This window comes from Sulfitobacter sp. EE-36 (assembly GCF_000152605.1).
Taxonomy (GTDB): domain Bacteria; phylum Pseudomonadota; class Alphaproteobacteria; order Rhodobacterales; family Rhodobacteraceae; genus Sulfitobacter; species Sulfitobacter pontiacus.
This window is the reverse complement of the sequence record NZ_CH959310.1, coordinates 1,019,938-1,036,335: the sequence shown is the minus strand read 5'-3', so window position 1 is coordinate 1,036,335 and position 16,398 is coordinate 1,019,938. Positions and strand designations below refer to the sequence as shown.

The following is a 16,398-nucleotide window of genomic DNA, read 5'->3' as shown; positions in this document are numbered from 1 at the left end:
TGTGACGGAACTTTACGCGATCATTCTGTTTATCACTGTCCTGCTGTTCCTGCTGGGCACCGGCGTCTGGGTTGGTCTGGCGCTGATGGGCGTCGCCTGGTTCGGGATGGAGCTGTTTACCACCCGCCCCGTGGGCGATGCTATGGTCACGACGATCTGGGCCTCGTCCAGCTCGTGGACGCTGACCGCGCTGCCGCTGTTCATCTGGATGGGGGAGATCCTGTTCAGGACGCGGCTATCCGAGGATATGTTCAAAGGGCTGTCGCCGTGGCTGGCGAAATTGCCCGGCGGGCTGGTGCATACCAATATCGTCGGCTGCACCGTCTTTGCCGCCGTGTCAGGGTCGTCTGCCGCGACGCTGTCGACCGTGGGCAAAATGTCGATCCCCGAACTGCGGGCGCGCAACTATCCCGAAAAGATGATCATCGGCACGCTGGCCGGTGCCGCCACGCTGGGTCTGATGATCCCGCCCTCGCTCGCGCTGATCGTTTACGGCGTCACCGTGAACGAAAGCATCACCGAACTGTTCTTTGCCGGCGTCCTGCCAGGGCTTATTCTGGCGCTGATGTTCATGGCCTATGTCGCCTTTATCGCGCTGACCTCGAAGGACTGGAACCCCAGCGTCGAGACAGGGATGAGCTTTGCCGCCAAGCTGCGCAACTCGCGCTTTCTGCTGCCGGTCTTCGGGCTGATCACGGTGGTGATCGGGTCGATGTATCTGGGCTACGCCACCGCGACAGAGGCGGCTGCCATCGGTGTGCTAGGGTCGCTGGCGCTGGCGTTGATGCAAGGGTCGCTGAACTGGACCAGTTTTCAGGAAAGCCTGATGGGGGCGATGCGCACCTCTGCCATGATCGCATTGATCCTTGCGGGCGCGGCCTTTCTTAAACTGTCGATGGGCTTTACCGGCCTGCCGCGTGCGCTGGCGGACGGGATTGCCGCGCTTGAACTGACGCGCTTTCAACTGCTGATGGCGCTGCTGGTATTCTATATCGTACTGGGCATGTTCCTTGATGGTATTTCGTCGGTCGTGCTGACGATGGCTGTCGTTGAACCGATGGTGCGCGGTGCGGGGATCGACTTGATCTGGTTCGGAATCTTTGTTGTGGTCGTGGTCGAGATGGCGCAGATCACGCCGCCGATCGGGTTCAATCTGTTCGTGCTGCAAGGCATGACGGATCACGAGATGGGATATATCACCAAAGCCGCCTTGCCGATGTTCCTGATTATGGTGGTGATGGTCTTTGTCCTGATCTTTTTCCCCGACATCGCGACTTGGCTGCCCGAAAATCTAAGGCAGGTGCCCCAATGACCGACTTTCCCCTGATCCAGACCGTTGGCCTGTCCGGCGTGCTGGTGCGTTTTGCCGACACGATGTCAGAGCCCGCGAACCGCGCCGCCCTGTCGTTTCGCGCCGCCGTGGATGCCGCCGACTGGCCCGAGGTAACAGAGACGAGCACCTCGCTGGTGTCCACCTTCCTGCAGATCGATCTGGTGGCGGCTTCGGTGGACACCCTGCTGGACCGGCTGCACGACCTTCTGGCAACGCGCGACTGGTACACCTCTGACCTGCCGACGGGGCGGACGCTGTGGCATGTGCCAACGGTCTATGGCACCGACCTTGCGCCACAGCTTGAAGAAGCGGCAGAGCTTGCGGGGCTGGACCCCGATGCGGCGATTGCACAGCTGTCGCAGGCGCGCGTACGGGTGCTGACCATCGGCTTTGCCCCCGGCCAGCCCTATATGGGCGAACTGCCGCAGAACTGGGATATTCCGCGCCAGCAGGGGCTGACAAAATCCGTCCCCGCCGGCGCGTTGATCGTGGCGATCCGGCAGCTGATTATCTTCACCAATGCCTCCCCCACCGGCTGGCGCCATATCGGGCAGACCGCGTTCAAGACCTTCCGCCCGCGCAGCGACACGCCCTTTGCCCTGTCACCGGGGGACGAGCTGTGCTTCCCCTCCATATCGCGCGCCGAATATGACAAGATCACCGCGACAGATGAAACAGGTCAGGGCGGCGCAGAGACAGAGGTGCTGGCATGAGCGCGACCCTCACCATTTCCCAAGCCGGTCCCGCCCTGACGATACAGGATATGGGCCGTCCCGGTTGGCGTGCCCAAGGGCTTACAAAGGGCGGTGCCGCCGATCCCGTGGCGCTTTACGAAGGGGCCGCCCTGCTTGGCCAATCGCCCGAGCTTGCGGTGATAGAGATGACAGGCACCGGCGGGACCTTCACGGCTGACGCCGACATCCGTATCGCCCTGACAGGGGCCACCATGGCCGCCAGCATCGACGGGGATGCCATCGTCTGGAACGCCAGCCACATGCTGCCCGCTGGGGCAAAGCTGACCATTGGCGGCACCACGGGCGGCACCTATGGCTATCTGCATGTGGGCGGGGGCATCGCCTCTGACAGACTGTTGGGGGCACGGGCCAGCCACCTGAGCGCAGGTCTGGGCCAGCCGCTTGCTGCGGGCGACGCGCTGCCCCTTGGGGCGGACAAGTCGCGCGAAACGGGGCTACAACTGCCCCGCGACAGTCGTTTTGACGGCGGCACCGTGCGCGTCGTGGCCAGCATGCAGACCGACCACTTTACCGCTGATGAACGCGAACGTTTCGAGACCACCGCCTTTACCCGCGACCCGCGTGCCAACCGCATGGGCGTGCGCATGGACCACGACGGCGACGGTTTCAGCGCCGAGGGCGGTCTGTCCATCCTGTCCGAGGTCATCGTGCCCGGCGACATCCAGATCACCGGTGACGGCGCACCTTTCGTGCTGATGGGCGAATGCCAGACCACCGGCGGCTATCCCCGCATCGGGACCGTGATTCCCCGCGACCTGCCCCGCGTGGCGCAAGCCGCATCGGGCACCGCGATCCGGTTCGAATTCATCACGCTGGAACAGGCCATCACCCTCGAGACGCAGCACCGCCAAGACATCAAGGCGCTTGGCGGGCAGGTCACACCGCTGGTCCGCGACCCTGCAAAAATCCGCAACCTGCTGGCCTATCAGCTGGTGGGGGGCGCGATCTCTGCCACCGACAATCCCTTTGAAGAGGAGCATTAAATGCCGACCGTCGATCTGAATGCCGATATGGGCGAAAGCTTTGGCCCGTGGAAAATGGGCGATGATGCCGCTTTGTTGCAAATCATCAGCTCTGCCAACATCGCCTGTGGCGGCCACGCGGGCGACGCCGATGTGATGTCTGCCACAATGGCGCTGGCGCGTGACAATGGCGTCGGTATCGGTGCGCACCCCGGTTTCATGGATCTGGCCGGTTTTGGCCGCAACCGCATGTCGGTGCCACGGGGCGCGCTGCAAAATCAGGTCCGCTATCAGGTCGCCGCCAGCGTCGGCATGGCCCGCAGCCTTGGCACATCGGTGCGGCACCTGAAACTTCACGGCGCGCTCGCCAATATGGCGTCAGAGGACGAGATACTGGCCCGTGACCTTTATGAGGCCGCGCTCAGCGTCGCGCCTGATCTGATCGTCATGGTGCTGGCCGCCACGGCGCAACAGGACGCGGTGCAATCGCTTGGCTGTAAGTGGGCCGGAGAGATCTTTGCCGACCGCGCTTATAACGACGACGCGACGCTGGTCGACCGCTCTAAACCCGGTGCGGTGATTCACGATGCGGCACTGGCGGGCGAACGGATGGTCAAAATGGTCAAAGCCGGTGCGATTTTGACCGAGGGCGGCCAAACAATTCCTGCCGCGATCGATACGATCTGTCTGCACGGCGACACCCCCGAAGCCGTCGATATTGCCCGCGCTGTCAAATCATCCCTGCAAGAAGCAGGGATCGCGCTGAAATGTTTTGAAGGCCATACGGGCTAAGCCCTAAACCCAACACCTGAAACGAAAAACAGCGCCCCGAGGGGCGCTGTTTTTATCCGTTCCAGTCAGACTGGAAAGTAGTGGTGAGCCGTGATGGGTTCGAACCATCGACCTACTGATTAAAAGTCAGTTGCTCTACCAACTGAGCTAACGGCCCACTAGGCGGGTATCTAGAAAGGTGCGGCCTTGGGGTCAAGCGGAAACTTACGAAAAATTTCACTCTCGCTGGATTAGTTTCAAATGCCGCGTTATATGCGCCGAATGTATAGTGATCTGACCAACGGTTTGCCCTTCATGAAGATGCATGGGCTGGGCAATGATTTTGTCGTGCTAGACGCGCGCGAAAAGGTCGTGCTGGATGCGCGCCAAAAAGAAATGCTGGATGCGCGCGACGGTGCTGTGCGTGCCGACGGCACCCCGGCGCTCCCGAAGGTGACCCCTGCGCTTGCGCAGGCCATCGGACATCGCCAGTTCGGCGTGGGCTTCGACCAGCTGGCCGTGATCACCAATGGCGCGGCTGATGCGCATCTGACGTTCTTCAACGCTGACGGCTCTACCTCTGCAGCTTGCGGCAATGCCACGCGCTGCATCGCGCGGTTCCTGATGGAGGAAACAGGCAAAACCCAGCTGCACCTGACCACCGACCGCGGCGATCTGGCGGCGCGGGATGCAGGCAATGGGCTGACATCGGTCAACATGGGTCATCCACAGCTTGAATGGGACGAAATTCCGCTGGCCCGCCAGATGGATACGCTTGAGCTGCCAATCGACGGTGCGCCGACAGCCACTGGCATGGGCAACCCCCATTGCACCTTCTTTGTCGATGATGTCGACGCGATTGATCTGGCCGGTTTTGGCCCCGGTATCGAGCATCACGCGCTTTACCCCGAACGCACCAATGTGCAGATCGCCCAGATCATCGGCCCCGATCACATCCGTATGCGCGTTTGGGAACGGGGTGTGGGCATCACGCTGGCCTCCGGCTCCTCTAGCTGTGCGACGGCCGTGGCAGCGGCACGCAGAGGGCTGACAGGCCGCGCCGTGCGCATTGATCTGGACGGTGGCACGCTGCACATCGACTGGCGCGAGGATGGCGTCTGGATGACCGGCCCCTCGGCCCATGTCTTCAGCGGCGTGCTGACCCCTTCGTTTCTGGAAAGCCTGACATGAGCGCCCCGATCTTCTCGAATCACGGCTGCCGCCTGAACGCTTATGAGACCGAAGCGATGAAGGAACTGGCCGAACAGGCTGGCCTGAAAGACGCGGTGATCATCAACACCTGCGCCGTCACCGCCGAGGCCGTGCGCAAGGCGCGTCAGGACATCCGCAAACTGCGCAAGGCCAACCCCGACGCGCGTTTGATCGTCACCGGCTGCGCCGCCCAGACCGAACCGGAGACCTTCACCAAGATGGCAGAGGTCGACGCGGTCATCGGCAACACCGAAAAGATGGTGGGCGCGACGTGGCAGGGATTGGCCGCTGATTTCATCGGCGAGACAGAGGCGCTTCAGGTCGATGACATCATGTCGGTGACCGAAACGGCGGGGCATCTCATTGACGGTTTCGGCACGCGCAGCCGGGCCTATGTGCAGGTCCAAAACGGCTGCGATCACCGCTGCACCTTCTGCATCATCCCCTATGGCCGCGGCAATTCCCGCTCGGTCCCCGCGGGGGTCGTGGTGGATCAGATCAAGCGGCTGGTAGACAAGGGCTTTAACGAAGTCGTTCTGACCGGCGTCGATCTAACCAGTTGGGGTGCGGACCTTCCCGCGACGCCCAAGCTGGGTGATCTGGTAATGCGCATCCTGCGGCTGGTGCCGGACCTGCCACGCCTGCGCATCAGTTCCATCGATTCGATCGAGGTGGACGAGAACCTGATGCAGGCCATCGCCACCGAGCCCCGCTTGATGCCGCACCTGCATCTGTCCTTGCAGCATGGCGACGATATGATCCTGAAACGGATGAAGCGCCGCCACCTGCGCGACGATGCGATCCGTTTTGCCCAAGAGGCCCGCAAACTGCGTCCCGACATGACCTTTGGGGCCGATATCATCGCCGGTTTCCCGACCGAAACCGACGCGATGTTCGAAAACTCGCTCAAGCTGGTGACGGACTGCGATCTGACATGGCTGCATGTCTTCCCCTATTCGGCGCGCGAAGGCACGCCCGCTGCACGGATGCCTGCGGTGAACGGCACGCTCATCAAGGAACGCGCGGCGCAGCTGCGTGCTGCGGGTGACGCGCAGGTCGCGCGCCATTTGGCCGCCCAACAAGGACGCGCCCATCAGGTGTTGATGGAAAACCCCACAATGGGCCGGACCGAACAATTCACCGAAACCCATTTTGCCACCCCCCAGACCGAGGGCGCGATCATTTCGGCCACGATCACCGGCCAGAACGCAGGGCATCTGCTGGCTGTGTGAGGCGTTGCAGATTGTAAACCTTTCTCCTCTAGGGTGATTCCCTAGCGAGAAAGGGTTAACATGAGCGAAATTATCGAATGGGTCCTCGAGATGGACGTGCGGGATGGTCAGGGCGACAATGTCCAACCGTTGCTTGAGGAAATGGTACAGGCTGCAGAGGCAGACGAACCGCGCACGCTGCATTGCGAATTCTACATGTCCGACGACCGACGCACCTGCACTGTGCTGGAACGTTATGCGGACAACGCAGCCGTGATGGCGCATTTTGCGCAGTTCGGTGGCCGCTTTGCTGACCGGTTTACAGAGCTGTTTATGCCGGTGCGTTTAACCGTCTACGGCCCTGCCACCGCCGCGGTGATGTCCGTGCTTGCCGGCTATGGCGGTGTGCGGCTGGACCGCGTGGCAGGGTTCCACCGCTAAGCCACGGGCACCGTCGCTAGCGGTACTTTACCAGCGAGCTTGGCGACCAGCCGATTACCCTAAAAAAAGAAAGCCCCCCGAACCACAATGGATCGGGGGGCTATATTCAGGCATTGGTCGTGTGAAGGAAGATCAGTCTTCCTTGTGTTTCACAGGAGCCCACAGACGTTTGTTGGTCAGGTACAGGAGTACCGACAGTAGCGTCAGGAACAGAACGCCAGCAAAACCGGCTTGCTTGCGTGCCATCATCTTGGGCTCGGCTGTCCACATCAGGAAGGCCGCAACGTCTTCGGCTTCGTGGTGCAGGTCAGAATCGTGGCCGTCGTTATAGGTCACGTCGTCGCCGTACAGCGGGGGTGCCATGGCGATCCAGCTGCCTTCGATTGTGGCGTGGCCATTCTCGTCCTTACAGGACTCGGGGATACCGCCGCTTGGGAACGCCGTGTTGTAGTGACCGGGGAAATCCTCGGGGGCACAGGCAGGCGCTTCTTCATAGCCGACCATCAGGGACGCAATGTACTCGGGTCCGCCGATGCCTTTGAAGAACTGGTTGATCCCCAGACCGTAAGGCCCGTGGAAACCGGCGCGCTTCTTGGCCATCAAGCTGAGGTCGGGCGCGGTATCCAACGCGGACTCAGGGAAATGGTCAACCGGCGTGCCGGGGCGTGTGTCGTCCAGCTCGGGGTCGAAGATATCAAAGTTCGCGGCATAGGCACGGACCTGGTCTTCGGGAAGGTGGGGGCCACCTTCATCCGCAAGTGTACGGATCGGCACAAACTTCATCCCGTGGCAGGCAGAGCAGACCTCGGTATAGATTTGCAGACCGCGTTGCAGCTGGTTGGCATCGAAGGACCCGAAAGGCCCTTCGAAAGAGAAGTCAAAGTCTTCGACATGCGCTTCACCACCGGCGGCGAAAGCAGCGGAACCTGCAAAGCCCAAGGCGACAACAGCCGAAAGGAAGGTTTTCTTGATCATTGTCATGGTCCTTACTCTGCTGGCTTGACCAGCGTCTTGGTGCCGCCGGTTTTTGGCGCGTAATGCGCGTCAAAGTCGGCTTCGATGGTTTCAGGCTGCGGCGCTGGTTTCTCGATCACACCCAGAAGCGGCAGGATCACCAGGAAGTATGCGAACCAATAGGCCGACGCGATCAGCGAGAAGCTGGCATATGGCTCTTCCGCAGGCATGGCACCCAGCCACATCAGCGCGAAGAAGTCGATCACCAGCAGCGCGAACCACCACTTGAACATGGGACGATAGCGGCCCGAACGCACCGAGGATGTGTCCAGCCAAGGCACCAGCGCCATCACCGCGATCGCACCGAACATCGCCAGAACACCAAAGAACTTGGCGTCGATGATGCCACCGGTCACGAAAGACGCAATCTGAACAACCCAGACTTCGGCAGTAAAGGCACGCAGGATCGCGTAGAACGGCAGGAAGTACCATTCAGGCACAATATGCGCAGGCGTCGAAAGCGGGTTCGCCTCGATATAGTTATCGGGGTGGCCCAGATAGTTCGGCATGAAACCCACGATCGCAAAGAAAACAACCAGGATCACGGCCAGCGCGAACAGGTCTTTCATCACGAAGTAGGGCCAGAAGGGCAGCGTGTCTTTCTCTGCGTCTTCCTTGCTTGTGCGACGGACCTCGACCCCTGTGGGGTTGTTGTTCCCGGTGGTGTGGAAGGCCCAGATGTGCACGATCACCAGACCGGCAATCACGAAGGGCAGCAGGTAGTGCAAGCTGAAGAAACGGTTCAGCGTGGCGTTATCGACCGCAGGCCCGCCCAGCAGAAGCGTTTGCAGGCTTTCCCCGATGAACGGGATCGCACCGAACAGACCGGTGATAACCGTTGCGCCCCAGAACGACATCTGACCCCAAGGCAGAACATAGCCCATAAAGCCGGTTGCCATCATCAGAAGGTAGATCAGCATGCCGACGATCCATGTGATTTCACGTGGCGCTTTATACGACCCGTAGTACAGGCCGCGGAAGATGTGCGCGTAGACCGCAACAAAGAACAGCGACGCGCCATTCATGTGCAGATAGCGCAGCATGTAGCCGCCGTTCACGTTCCGCATGATGTGTTCAACGCTCGAGAACGCGACATCGACATGGGGTGTGTAGTGCATCGCCAGCACGATGCCGGTCACGATTTGCAGTGCCAGACAGAACGTCAGAACAATGCCCCAGATCCACATCCAGTTCAGGTTCTTCGGTGTCGGGATCATCAATGTGTCATACAGCAGCCCAACAACGGGAAGACGGGTGTGCAGCCACTTCTCTCCGTTAGATTTCGGCTCGTAATGGTCGTGAGGAATTCCAGCCATTCCCGTTCTCCCTTAACCTAGTTTGATCGTGGTTTCATCCACGAATTCTGCGATTGGCACCGGCAGGTTGCGCGGTGCTGGCCCTTTGCGGATACGGCCCGCAGTGTCATAGTGCGACCCGTGGCAGGGGCAGAACCAGCCGCCAAAGTCACCTGCGTCGCCCAATGGCACGCAGCCCAGGTGGGTACAGACGCCCATCATCACCAGCCAGTCTTCTTTACCGGCCATGGCGCGGTTTTCATCCGTCGCGGGGGCACCGGCTGCGATGTTGGCGTTCTCGGCGCCCGGATCGGGCAGCTCGGACATTTCAACGTCACGTGCCTTGGCGATTTCTTCTTCGGTACGGCGGCGGATGAACACCGGCTTACCCAACCATTTGACCGTGAGCTGTGTACCTGGCTCAACAGCGGACACATCGACGCGGATGGACGACAGCGCCTTCACATCTGCGGATGGGTTCAACTGATTGACCAATGGCCAGACTGCCGCGCCGACGGCGACCGCACCTGTACCAGCTGTGGCGTAATAGAGGAAATCCCTCCGGGTGCCTGCGTGATCTTCTGCTTGGGACACGGGTTAACTCCAAATCGAGGGCCTGACGGCCATTAAATCAAGGGGCGGCGCTGACGCACCTCCCACAATTCTTTTGGTTACTAGCGGGCTGCGTCGCGCACGTCCAGATACCTTTGTCGCGCAAACCGTCGCAGTGTTGCATTCCTTCAAGGGTGCAGACCGGATTTTTTGCGCTTTTATCCTGCCGGAGGGGCAGTGGCCTGCATGGATGCACGCGAATCAAAGCGGCGCGCCCAATCTGCCAAGGCGTCGTTTCCCTTACGCCAATTGCGCGCGTCATGCCGGAAATCAAGGTATCCCAAAGCACAGCCGACGGCGATCTGCCCCATATCCAGCGGACCGGAAAGCTGACTGATCCAGCGTGTATTCAGCGCCGCGCAGGCCCGTTCGATCTTGGACCACTGACCCTCGACCCATTCCGGCATCTGCGTGCCTTCGGGGCGCATCCGGCCCTCGTAGACCATCGATAGCGCCGCATCCAGCATACCATCCGCCGTTGCCTCAAGCGTCAGCGTGTCCCAGCGGCGGCTGCCGGTCGGGTACAGCTTGCCGCCCGCGCGGTCATCCAGATAGGCGCAGATTACACGGCTATCATACAGCGCAGGCCCCTCGTCGCGCACCAGTGCCGGTACTTTGGCCAGCGGGTTGTTCGGCAGCAGCGCGGCATCAGGCGCCAGCGGCGTGGTCGAGATATTCTCAAGCGTCACATCTTCGATCTGGCCGGTTTCGTGCAGCAATACCATGACCTTGCGGACATAGGGTGATGTCGGGGAATAGGATAGTTTCACGGGTGTCTCCTCCTCGGGGTTCTGGCGAACTATCACCGTCATCCGCGCGCGGTGCAATCGCTTGTTGATCAGGCGCCTTTTGCCGCGCGCATCTGGTCGGCCAAACTGCCTGTTCCCGCGCCAAAGCCGTGCGCCTCTACCCCGTCGGCTGCGGCCAGTCGCACCGCATCGGGTTTATTCTGGCTCAGCTTCCACGTCCCGTCGACGCCGGTGATCCGCATCCGGCAGGGCACGATCATGCGCATCATTTTCTGCAGGGTCACGGGGTTCATCTTGGCGGTGGTCCACGGCGGCTTGGGCAGCAGGCGGTCCTCGAACCAGGCAGACTGGCGATCCAGCAGGTCCAGCAGCTCTTCTTGTGGGCGCAGCTCTAGCGTGCCGGTCAGATGCACCGCTACATAGTTCCACGTCGGCACCTGATCGTCGATGTCGTACCAGTCGGGCGAGACATAGCTATCGCCCCCGCTGATGGCGAGCTTAACCGGCAACGCGGGTTTGAGCGCCCGCGCAATCGGGTTTGACCTGACCAGATGCAGATCCGCCTGATCCCCTGCTTCGTTCAGCAAAAACGGCACATGGCTGATCAACGGGCCGTCGCTGCCATTGGCTGCAAGCACGCCAAAGCTGCGGTCGCGGGCAAAAGCGATGTTCTTGGCGGTGTCGGCGTCGTGGTAAACGGGATTCGGGTGCATAACGTAGGGTCCAAACTGCAAACGCGCTTTTGGTATTGCAGACGCGCCCCTGCCTTGGCAACGTATCCCTATTCTCAGGGCGGGGCGCAATTCCCCACCGGCGGTATGTGGCCCCAGTGCCACGAGCCCGCGAGCGCTGGCGACATCCCTTCGGGATGCGCCGGGTCAGCAGATCTGGTGAGATGCCAGAGCCGACGGTCATAGTCCGGATGAAAGAGAATGCGTTTGTTGCGGCCCCTTGGGGCCGTCCGCAATCGTGATCGCCTTGGGTGACTTGTGTCGCTGACGTAAAAAAGGAGATCACTATGACACACACCCGCTACGCCTTTGTAAAAGCACGCTGGCACGCCGATATTGTAGATCGTGCCTATGACGGGTTTTCCGAAACCATCCCCGCAAGCCAGATCGATGTTGTCGATGTCCCCGGCGCGTTCGAGATGCCGCTGATGGCGCAAACCCTCGCCAAATCCGGCAAATACGATGCGGTGATCTGCGCGGCCTTCGTGGTCGATGGCGGCATCTACCGGCATGATTTCGTGGCGACAGCCGTGGTTGACGGGTTGATGCGCGTAGGCCTTGATACGGGCGTGCCCGTGCTATCCGTATCGCTGACGCCGCACCATTATCAGGAAACCGACCACCACAATGCGATCTACCGCGCGCATTTCGTTGAAAAGGGGCGCGAAGCCGCTTCGGCAGCGCTTGGCATCGTCGCGGCGCGTCAACTGCTTGACGCGTAAGACGGGTTTACCGCGCGGGCCTGTGCGTCAGGCCCGCTGCGCCCCGATGCTGGCGATGCCCAGCACATCCAGCACTTTGGCCTCGATATGTTCGGCGTTCATCCCCGCGACCGCATACATATCCGCAGGGCTCGCCTGATCGATAAAGATATCGGGCAGCACCATAGACCGGTATTTCAGCCCTGCGTCGAACACACCCTCGTCCGCCAGAAGCTGTGCCACATGGCTGCCAAAACCGCCGACTGCACCCTCTTCGATGGTGATCAGCGCCTCGTGATCGGCGGCCAGCGACAGGATCATCTCGCGGTCCAGTGGCTTGGCAAAGCGAGCGTCGGCAATGGTCGGCGTGATCCCCTTGGCCCGTAGCGCCTCGGCGGCTTTTTCCACCTCTGACAGGCGTGTGCCAAAAGACAGCAGCGCCACGCGCTTGCCCTCGGCGATGATGCGCCCCTTGCCGATCTCTAGCGGTTCGCCGCGTTCGGGCATGGTCACGCCCGCGCCTTCGCCCCGCGGGAAGCGGAAGGCAATCGGCCCGTCGTCATAGGCCGCCGCCGTGGCAACCATATGCACCAGCTCTGCCTCATCCGCGGCAGCCATCACGACGAAATCGGGCAGGTTCGCCAAAAACGCCACGTCAAAGGCGCCGGCATGAGTGGCCCCATCCGCCCCGACCAACCCCGCGCGATCAATCGCGAAGCGCACCGGCAAGCGCTGGATCGCCACGTCATGCACCACCTGATCATAGCCGCGCTGCAGGAAGGTCGAATACATCGTGCAGAACGGCTTCATCCCGCCCGCTGCCAATCCGGCAGAGAATGTCACACCGTGCTGTTCCGCGATGCCCACGTCAAAGCACCGGCTGGGGTAGCGTTCGGCGAAAAGGTTCAGCCCGGTCCCATCCGGCATCGCGGCTGTCACGGCGCAGATCTTGTCGTCTTTTGCGGCCTCGGCGATCAGGCTGTCCGCAAAGACGCGGGTATAGCTGGGCGCGTTTGACGGCGCTTTCTTCTGCTCGCCCGTTAGCACATTGAACTTGGCGGTCGCGTGGCCCTTGTCACGGGCGGCTTCGGCGGGGCCATAGCCCTTGCCCTTTTTGGTGATCACATGGATCAGCACCGGCCCCGTCGCCCGCGCCTTGACCGTGCGCAAGACCGGCAGCAACTGGTTCAGGTCATGCCCGTCAATCGGCCCGAGATAGGAAAACCCAAGCTGTTCGAACAACGTACCGCCCACGGCCATGCCTTTGAGCATATCCTTGGCGCGCTTGGCGCCTTCGCGGAACGGGCCGGGCAACATGCTGACAGCGCCCTTGGCCGCGGCTTTGAAATCCTGAAACGGCTCTTCGGCATAAAGACGGCTGAGGTAGGTCGACATCGCCCCCACCGGCGGCGCGATCGACATCTCGTTGTCGTTCAGGATGACGAACATCCGTTTTTTCAGATGACCCGCGTTGTTCATCGCCTCATAGGCCATGCCCGCCGACATCGACCCATCGCCGATCACCGCAATCGCATCGCCCAGACCTTCGGGGACATTGCCGCCCAGATCCCGCGCCACCGAAAAGCCCAAAGCCGCGCTGATAGAGGTCGACGAATGCGCCGCACCAAAGGGGTCGTAGGGGGATTCACTGCGTTTGGTAAATCCGCTCAACCCGTCTTTCATACGCAGGGTGCGGATACGGTCGCGGCGTTCGGTCAGGATCTTATGCGGGTAGCACTGGTGGCTCACGTCCCAGATCAGCTTGTCCTTCGGCGTATCAAACACCGAATGGATCGCGACCGTCAGTTCAACCACGCCCAGACCCGCGCCCAGATGGCCGCCCGTCTCTGATACGGCAGAAATCGTCTCTGCCCGCAGTTCATGGGACAGTTTCACCAGCTCTGCATCCGAGAAATTCTTCAGATCGGCAGGGCGGTTCACGCGGTCCAAAAGGGGCGTATCTGGTCTATCGGTCATCTGGCTCTCCACCGGATCAGCTTTTGCGGGAAATAACGAAGCGGGCCGCGTCTCGCAAGGTTTCGGCGTCACTGCCGTAGGGGGACAGGGCATCACAGGCAGCATCGACAAGATCACGGGCGCGGGCGCGGGCGGGGTCCAGCCCCAGCAGCGACACAAAGGTCGCCTTGCCCGCATCGGCATCCTTGCCCACGGCCTTGCCCACCGTGGCGGCATCGCCTTCGACGTCAAGAATGTCATCCGCAATCTGGAACGCCAGCCCGAGGTTGCGCGCATAGCTGCGCAGCGCGGCGGCATCATCGCCCGCCATCACCGGCCCCGCCGTCGCGGCCCATTCGATCAGCGCACCGGTCTTGCCGGCCTGAAGCGTTGTGATCTGGTCCAGCGTCAGCGGCTGGCGCGCGGTTTCGGCGGCGATGTCCATCGCCTGCCCGCCCACCATGCCGCGCACTCCGGCAGCCCGCGCCAGCCCCGTGACCAGCGCAACCCGTTCAGCGTCGCCGCAGCCCGTTGCCGCGACCAGTTCAAACGCCAATGTCTGCAGCGCATCGCCCGCCAGAACCGCCGTCGCCTCGTCCCATTTCACATGTACCGTGGGTTGACCCCGACGCAGGGCGTCATCATCCATGCAAGGCATGTCATCATGCACCAGCGAATAGGCGTGCAGCGCCTCGATCGCGCCGGCGGCGGGGGCGGCCTGCGCGTCCATCACCCCGTGCAGCCGCGCACTTTCGATCACCAGAAAGGCCCGCAGGCCCTTGCCGCCTGTCACGGCATAGCGCATCGCCTCGGCCACGGTGCCGTCCAACCCGTCAAGCCCGTGCAGAATCTGGCCAATCGCCAGATCCGCAGCATGGGGCATGGCCGCATGAAACGGTTTGCGCGTCAGCTCTGTCTCAAGCGAGATGTCAAACCCCGCCAACAGGAGCCACTCCGACAGGGTTGCCGTCGCCATCCAGCGTGATCTGCGCGACTTTCTCTTCGGCTTCCTTCAGCTTGGTCTCGCAGCGTTTCTTGAGCTTGGCCCCGCGTTCGTAAAGCGAAATGCTTTCATCCAGCGCCACATCGCCCCGTTCCAGCTGGCCCAGAACCTTTTCCAGTTCGGCCATCGCTGCCTCAAAGCTCATCTCTTCTACCGGAGTATCCGTCATTGCCGTGAATCCCATCAATCAAACTTGGCCTGACCATAGCCCGCCCGCGCCATAGCTTCCAGTGACCGTGCCGATTTCTTGGGCGCAAATTCTCTTACGCCACGATACCACATTTACCGCCAAGGCAGCGCGTGGTCAGTCGGGGGCCAGCATATAGCCCGCGCCGCGCACGGTTTGCAGATAGCGGGGCTGTTTGGGATTGTCTTCGATCTTGCGGCGCAATCGGGTGATCTGCACATCGACAGCACGTTCCTGCGCCTGCCCGCGGTCACGGCCCAGTTCCTCGACCAGTTTTGACCGGCTCAGCGCAGCACCCGGTTGGGCCGCGAAAATGCGCATCAGCTGGATTTCGGTGGCGGTCAGCCGCACCAGATCGTCGCCCTGCCACAGCTCTCCGCGTTCGATGTCATAGCGGATCGGCCCCATCGACAGCACCTTGGGCGCGGTATCAGCCACACGAGTGTCGGGCATACGCCGCAGGATCGCGTTGATCCGCAACAGCAGCTCTTTGGGTTCGAACGGTTTGGCAAGGTAATCATCCGCCCCCGCTTCCAGCCCTTCGATCCGGTTGCCCGTCTCGCCCTTGGCGGTCAGCAGTAGGATCGGCGTTTGCATGTCTTCGCGCAGGCTGCGGGTCAGGCTTAGACCATCCTCGCCCGGCATCATCACATCCAGCACGATCAGGTCAAAATCCAGCCCCGCCAGAATACGCCGCGCATGGGCGGCATCGCGGGCCGAGGTCACAAGGAACCCGTGCCGCATCAGGAACTTCTGCAGCAGCGTGCGAATACGTTCGTCGTCATCGACGATCAGCAGATGTGCGTCGGCCTCGTTCACGCGCCGTTTTCCTTCAGACGGGTGTAACAATGGTGCATTTCGGGGTCCATCATCGCCTCTAGCACGGTGCGGAAACCGGCGACCGCCTCGGGGCCCGCGTCGCGGAACGCACTGCGCATCCGCATCCGTTGTGCATCAGACAATGTCTGTTCGAGCGCGCGCCCGGCGTCAGTCAGATACAAGTGCCGCTCCCGCTTGTCTGCTTTTCCTACTTGGCTTTTGACAAGACCATCGGCGATCAGCGTGCGCAATACACGATTAAGGGATTGTTTTGTAACACCCAAAATCCCCAGAAGGTTGTTTACCGTCGTGCCCGGGGCCCGGTTGATAAAGTGGATCGCACGGTGGTGCGCACGACCATAGGCCATATCCACCAGGATCTTGTCAGGGTCGGCTGTAAAACCGCGATAGGCAAAGAACATCGCCTCGATCCCCTGCCGCAGCTGTTCATCCGTCAGGAACAGCAGGTTCTCGCCCGTGTGTGATGATGGGCCGCGTCCGTCTGCCATTATACTCTCCCCTTGCTGCGCCAAGAGCTTACGTCAGCGTTATTGACTTTCCAAGAGTCAAAGGCTATCGAATCCCATGTTTTGCGTAATTATATGTCTGCACACAGCGGGTTTCACGCAATTTTCATAAATCCCGA

The 16,398-nt window shown here is 61.3% G+C and carries 18 protein-coding genes, 1 tRNA gene and 1 riboswitch; of the genes, 8 read left to right on the top strand and 11 right to left on the bottom strand.

The window, feature by feature from the left end:
* Window position 1: 1 nt before the first annotated feature.
* From EE36_RS07565 to pxpA, 4 genes are read left to right on the top strand one after another with little or no spacing between them, the layout of a single operon-like run.
* A complete protein-coding gene (locus EE36_RS07565) occupies window positions 2-1,312 on the top strand; it encodes a TRAP transporter large permease (protein ID WP_009825820.1) in 1,311 nt (436 codons plus the stop codon).
* Window positions 1,309-2,046 carry an allophanate hydrolase subunit 1 gene (locus EE36_RS07560; protein ID WP_005850971.1) on the top strand — a complete coding sequence of 246 codons (738 nt, stop codon included), beginning with the start codon at window positions 1,309-1,311 and terminating at the stop codon, window positions 2,044-2,046. The genes EE36_RS07565 and EE36_RS07560 overlap by 4 nt, the downstream gene beginning before the upstream one ends.
* Entirely contained in the window at window positions 2,043-3,071 is a 1,029-nt protein-coding gene (locus tag EE36_RS07555; RefSeq protein ID WP_005850970.1) for a biotin-dependent carboxyltransferase family protein, read from the top strand. The genes EE36_RS07560 and EE36_RS07555 overlap by 4 nt, the downstream gene beginning before the upstream one ends.
* The gene (gene pxpA, locus EE36_RS07550) at window positions 3,072-3,842 is read left to right on the top strand and encodes a LamB/YcsF family protein (protein ID WP_005850969.1); all 771 of its coding nucleotides are present in this window, start codon (window positions 3,072-3,074) and stop codon (window positions 3,840-3,842) included.
* Between the two features lie 81 nt (window positions 3,843-3,923).
* Here the strand turns inward: pxpA and EE36_RS07545 are convergent.
* A tRNA-Lys gene (locus EE36_RS07545) sits at window positions 3,924-3,999 on the bottom strand.
* Between the two features lie 104 nt (window positions 4,000-4,103).
* Between EE36_RS07545 and dapF the strand changes: the two genes are divergently transcribed.
* The 3 genes from dapF to EE36_RS07530 are packed head-to-tail and all read left to right on the top strand — an operon-like array spanning window position 4,104 to window position 6,685.
* Window positions 4,104-5,012: a diaminopimelate epimerase gene (gene dapF / locus EE36_RS07540; protein WP_005850968.1), complete on the top strand. Its 909-nt coding sequence runs from the start codon at window positions 4,104-4,106 to the stop codon at window positions 5,010-5,012.
* A complete protein-coding gene (gene mtaB, locus EE36_RS07535) occupies window positions 5,009-6,265 on the top strand; it encodes a tRNA (N(6)-L-threonylcarbamoyladenosine(37)-C(2))-methylthiotransferase MtaB (RefSeq protein ID WP_005850967.1) in 1,257 nt (418 codons plus the stop codon). Before dapF ends, mtaB begins: the two co-directional genes overlap by 4 nt.
* A gap of 60 nt (window positions 6,266-6,325) precedes the next feature.
* A complete protein-coding gene (locus tag EE36_RS07530; RefSeq protein WP_005850966.1) occupies window positions 6,326-6,685 on the top strand; it encodes a putative quinol monooxygenase in 360 nt (119 codons plus the stop codon).
* Between the two features lie 132 nt (window positions 6,686-6,817).
* Here the strand turns inward: EE36_RS07530 and EE36_RS07525 are convergent, their stop codons facing one another.
* From EE36_RS07525 to EE36_RS07505, 5 genes are all read right to left on the bottom strand, one after another.
* Window positions 6,818-7,666 carry a cytochrome c1 gene (locus tag EE36_RS07525; protein WP_037942948.1) on the bottom strand — a complete coding sequence of 283 codons (849 nt, stop codon included), beginning with the start codon at window positions 7,664-7,666 and terminating at the stop codon, window positions 6,818-6,820.
* Between the two features lie 5 nt (window positions 7,667-7,671).
* Window positions 7,672-9,015 carry a cytochrome b gene (gene petB / locus EE36_RS07520; RefSeq protein WP_005850964.1) on the bottom strand — a complete coding sequence of 448 codons (1,344 nt, stop codon included), beginning with the start codon at window positions 9,013-9,015 and terminating at the stop codon, window positions 7,672-7,674.
* A gap of 12 nt (window positions 9,016-9,027) precedes the next feature.
* Window positions 9,028-9,588, bottom strand: coding sequence for a ubiquinol-cytochrome c reductase iron-sulfur subunit (petA, locus tag EE36_RS07515; protein ID WP_037942947.1), 561 nt, complete (start codon window positions 9,586-9,588; stop codon window positions 9,028-9,030).
* A gap of 176 nt (window positions 9,589-9,764) precedes the next feature.
* Window positions 9,765-10,418 carry a glutathione S-transferase gene (locus EE36_RS07510; RefSeq protein WP_005850962.1) on the bottom strand — a complete coding sequence of 218 codons (654 nt, stop codon included), beginning with the start codon at window positions 10,416-10,418 and terminating at the stop codon, window positions 9,765-9,767.
* Window positions 10,419-10,444: 26 nt separating this feature from the next.
* Complete coding sequence (locus EE36_RS07505; protein WP_005850961.1) at window positions 10,445-11,068, bottom strand: FMN-binding negative transcriptional regulator; 624 nt, start codon at window positions 11,066-11,068, stop codon at window positions 10,445-10,447.
* 66 nt (window positions 11,069-11,134) lie between these two features.
* Window positions 11,135-11,293, top strand: a riboswitch (FMN riboswitch).
* An 80-nt stretch (window positions 11,294-11,373) separates the two neighbouring features.
* Here EE36_RS07505 and EE36_RS07500 point away from each other — a divergent pair.
* The gene (locus EE36_RS07500) at window positions 11,374-11,808 is read left to right on the top strand and encodes a 6,7-dimethyl-8-ribityllumazine synthase (RefSeq protein WP_005850960.1); all 435 of its coding nucleotides are present in this window, start codon (window positions 11,374-11,376) and stop codon (window positions 11,806-11,808) included.
* Between the two features lie 27 nt (window positions 11,809-11,835).
* On the opposite strand, the gene dxs is transcribed toward EE36_RS07500, so the two are convergent.
* The 5 genes from dxs to EE36_RS07475 form a co-directional block, all read right to left on the bottom strand.
* The gene (dxs, locus tag EE36_RS07495) at window positions 11,836-13,764 is read right to left on the bottom strand and encodes a 1-deoxy-D-xylulose-5-phosphate synthase (protein WP_009825808.1); all 1,929 of its coding nucleotides are present in this window, start codon (window positions 13,762-13,764) and stop codon (window positions 11,836-11,838) included.
* A gap of 16 nt (window positions 13,765-13,780) precedes the next feature.
* Window positions 13,781-14,719: a polyprenyl synthetase family protein gene (locus EE36_RS07490; RefSeq protein ID WP_005850958.1), complete on the bottom strand. Its 939-nt coding sequence runs from the start codon at window positions 14,717-14,719 to the stop codon at window positions 13,781-13,783.
* Window positions 14,673-14,915 (bottom strand): exodeoxyribonuclease VII small subunit, encoded by a 243-nt coding sequence (locus tag EE36_RS07485; protein WP_005850957.1) that lies wholly within the window; start codon window positions 14,913-14,915, stop codon window positions 14,673-14,675. The genes EE36_RS07490 and EE36_RS07485 overlap by 47 nt, the downstream gene beginning before the upstream one ends.
* A 135-nt stretch (window positions 14,916-15,050) precedes the next feature.
* A complete protein-coding gene (locus EE36_RS07480; RefSeq protein ID WP_005850956.1) occupies window positions 15,051-15,752 on the bottom strand; it encodes a response regulator in 702 nt (233 codons plus the stop codon).
* Complete coding sequence (locus EE36_RS07475) at window positions 15,749-16,261, bottom strand: MarR family winged helix-turn-helix transcriptional regulator (protein ID WP_005850955.1); 513 nt, start codon at window positions 16,259-16,261, stop codon at window positions 15,749-15,751. The genes EE36_RS07480 and EE36_RS07475 overlap by 4 nt, the downstream gene beginning before the upstream one ends.
* Between the last annotated feature and the right edge of the window lie 137 nt (window positions 16,262-16,398).

Bases quoted from the DNA above. Each gene is read 5' to 3' on its own strand.
- EE36_RS07490 (WP_005850958.1), bottom strand. From the start codon at position 14,719: ATGGCGACGGCAACCCTGTCGGAGTGGCTCCTGTTGGCGGGGTTTGAC.
- EE36_RS07555 (WP_005850970.1), top strand. From the start codon at position 2,043: ATGAGCGCGACCCTCACCATTTCCCAAGCCGGTCCCGCCCTGACGATA.
- petB (WP_005850964.1), bottom strand. From the start codon at position 9,015: ATGGCTGGAATTCCTCACGACCATTACGAGCCGAAATCTAACGGAGAG.
- EE36_RS07560 (WP_005850971.1), top strand. From the start codon at position 1,309: ATGACCGACTTTCCCCTGATCCAGACCGTTGGCCTGTCCGGCGTGCTG.
- dapF (WP_005850968.1), top strand. From the start codon at position 4,104: ATGTATAGTGATCTGACCAACGGTTTGCCCTTCATGAAGATGCATGGG.
- EE36_RS07525 (WP_037942948.1), bottom strand. From the start codon at position 7,666: ATGACAATGATCAAGAAAACCTTCCTTTCGGCTGTTGTCGCCTTGGGC.
- EE36_RS07475 (WP_005850955.1), bottom strand. From the start codon at position 16,261: ATGGCAGACGGACGCGGCCCATCATCACACACGGGCGAGAACCTGCTG.
- dxs (WP_009825808.1), bottom strand. From the start codon at position 13,764: ATGACCGATAGACCAGATACGCCCCTTTTGGACCGCGTGAACCGCCCT.
- EE36_RS07485 (WP_005850957.1), bottom strand. From the start codon at position 14,915: ATGACGGATACTCCGGTAGAAGAGATGAGCTTTGAGGCAGCGATGGCC.
- pxpA (WP_005850969.1), top strand. From the start codon at position 3,072: ATGCCGACCGTCGATCTGAATGCCGATATGGGCGAAAGCTTTGGCCCG.
- EE36_RS07500 (WP_005850960.1), top strand. From the start codon at position 11,374: ATGACACACACCCGCTACGCCTTTGTAAAAGCACGCTGGCACGCCGAT.
- EE36_RS07530 (WP_005850966.1), top strand. From the start codon at position 6,326: ATGAGCGAAATTATCGAATGGGTCCTCGAGATGGACGTGCGGGATGGT.
- EE36_RS07510 (WP_005850962.1), bottom strand. From the start codon at position 10,418: ATGACGGTGATAGTTCGCCAGAACCCCGAGGAGGAGACACCCGTGAAA.
- EE36_RS07505 (WP_005850961.1), bottom strand. From the start codon at position 11,068: ATGCACCCGAATCCCGTTTACCACGACGCCGACACCGCCAAGAACATC.
- mtaB (WP_005850967.1), top strand. From the start codon at position 5,009: ATGAGCGCCCCGATCTTCTCGAATCACGGCTGCCGCCTGAACGCTTAT.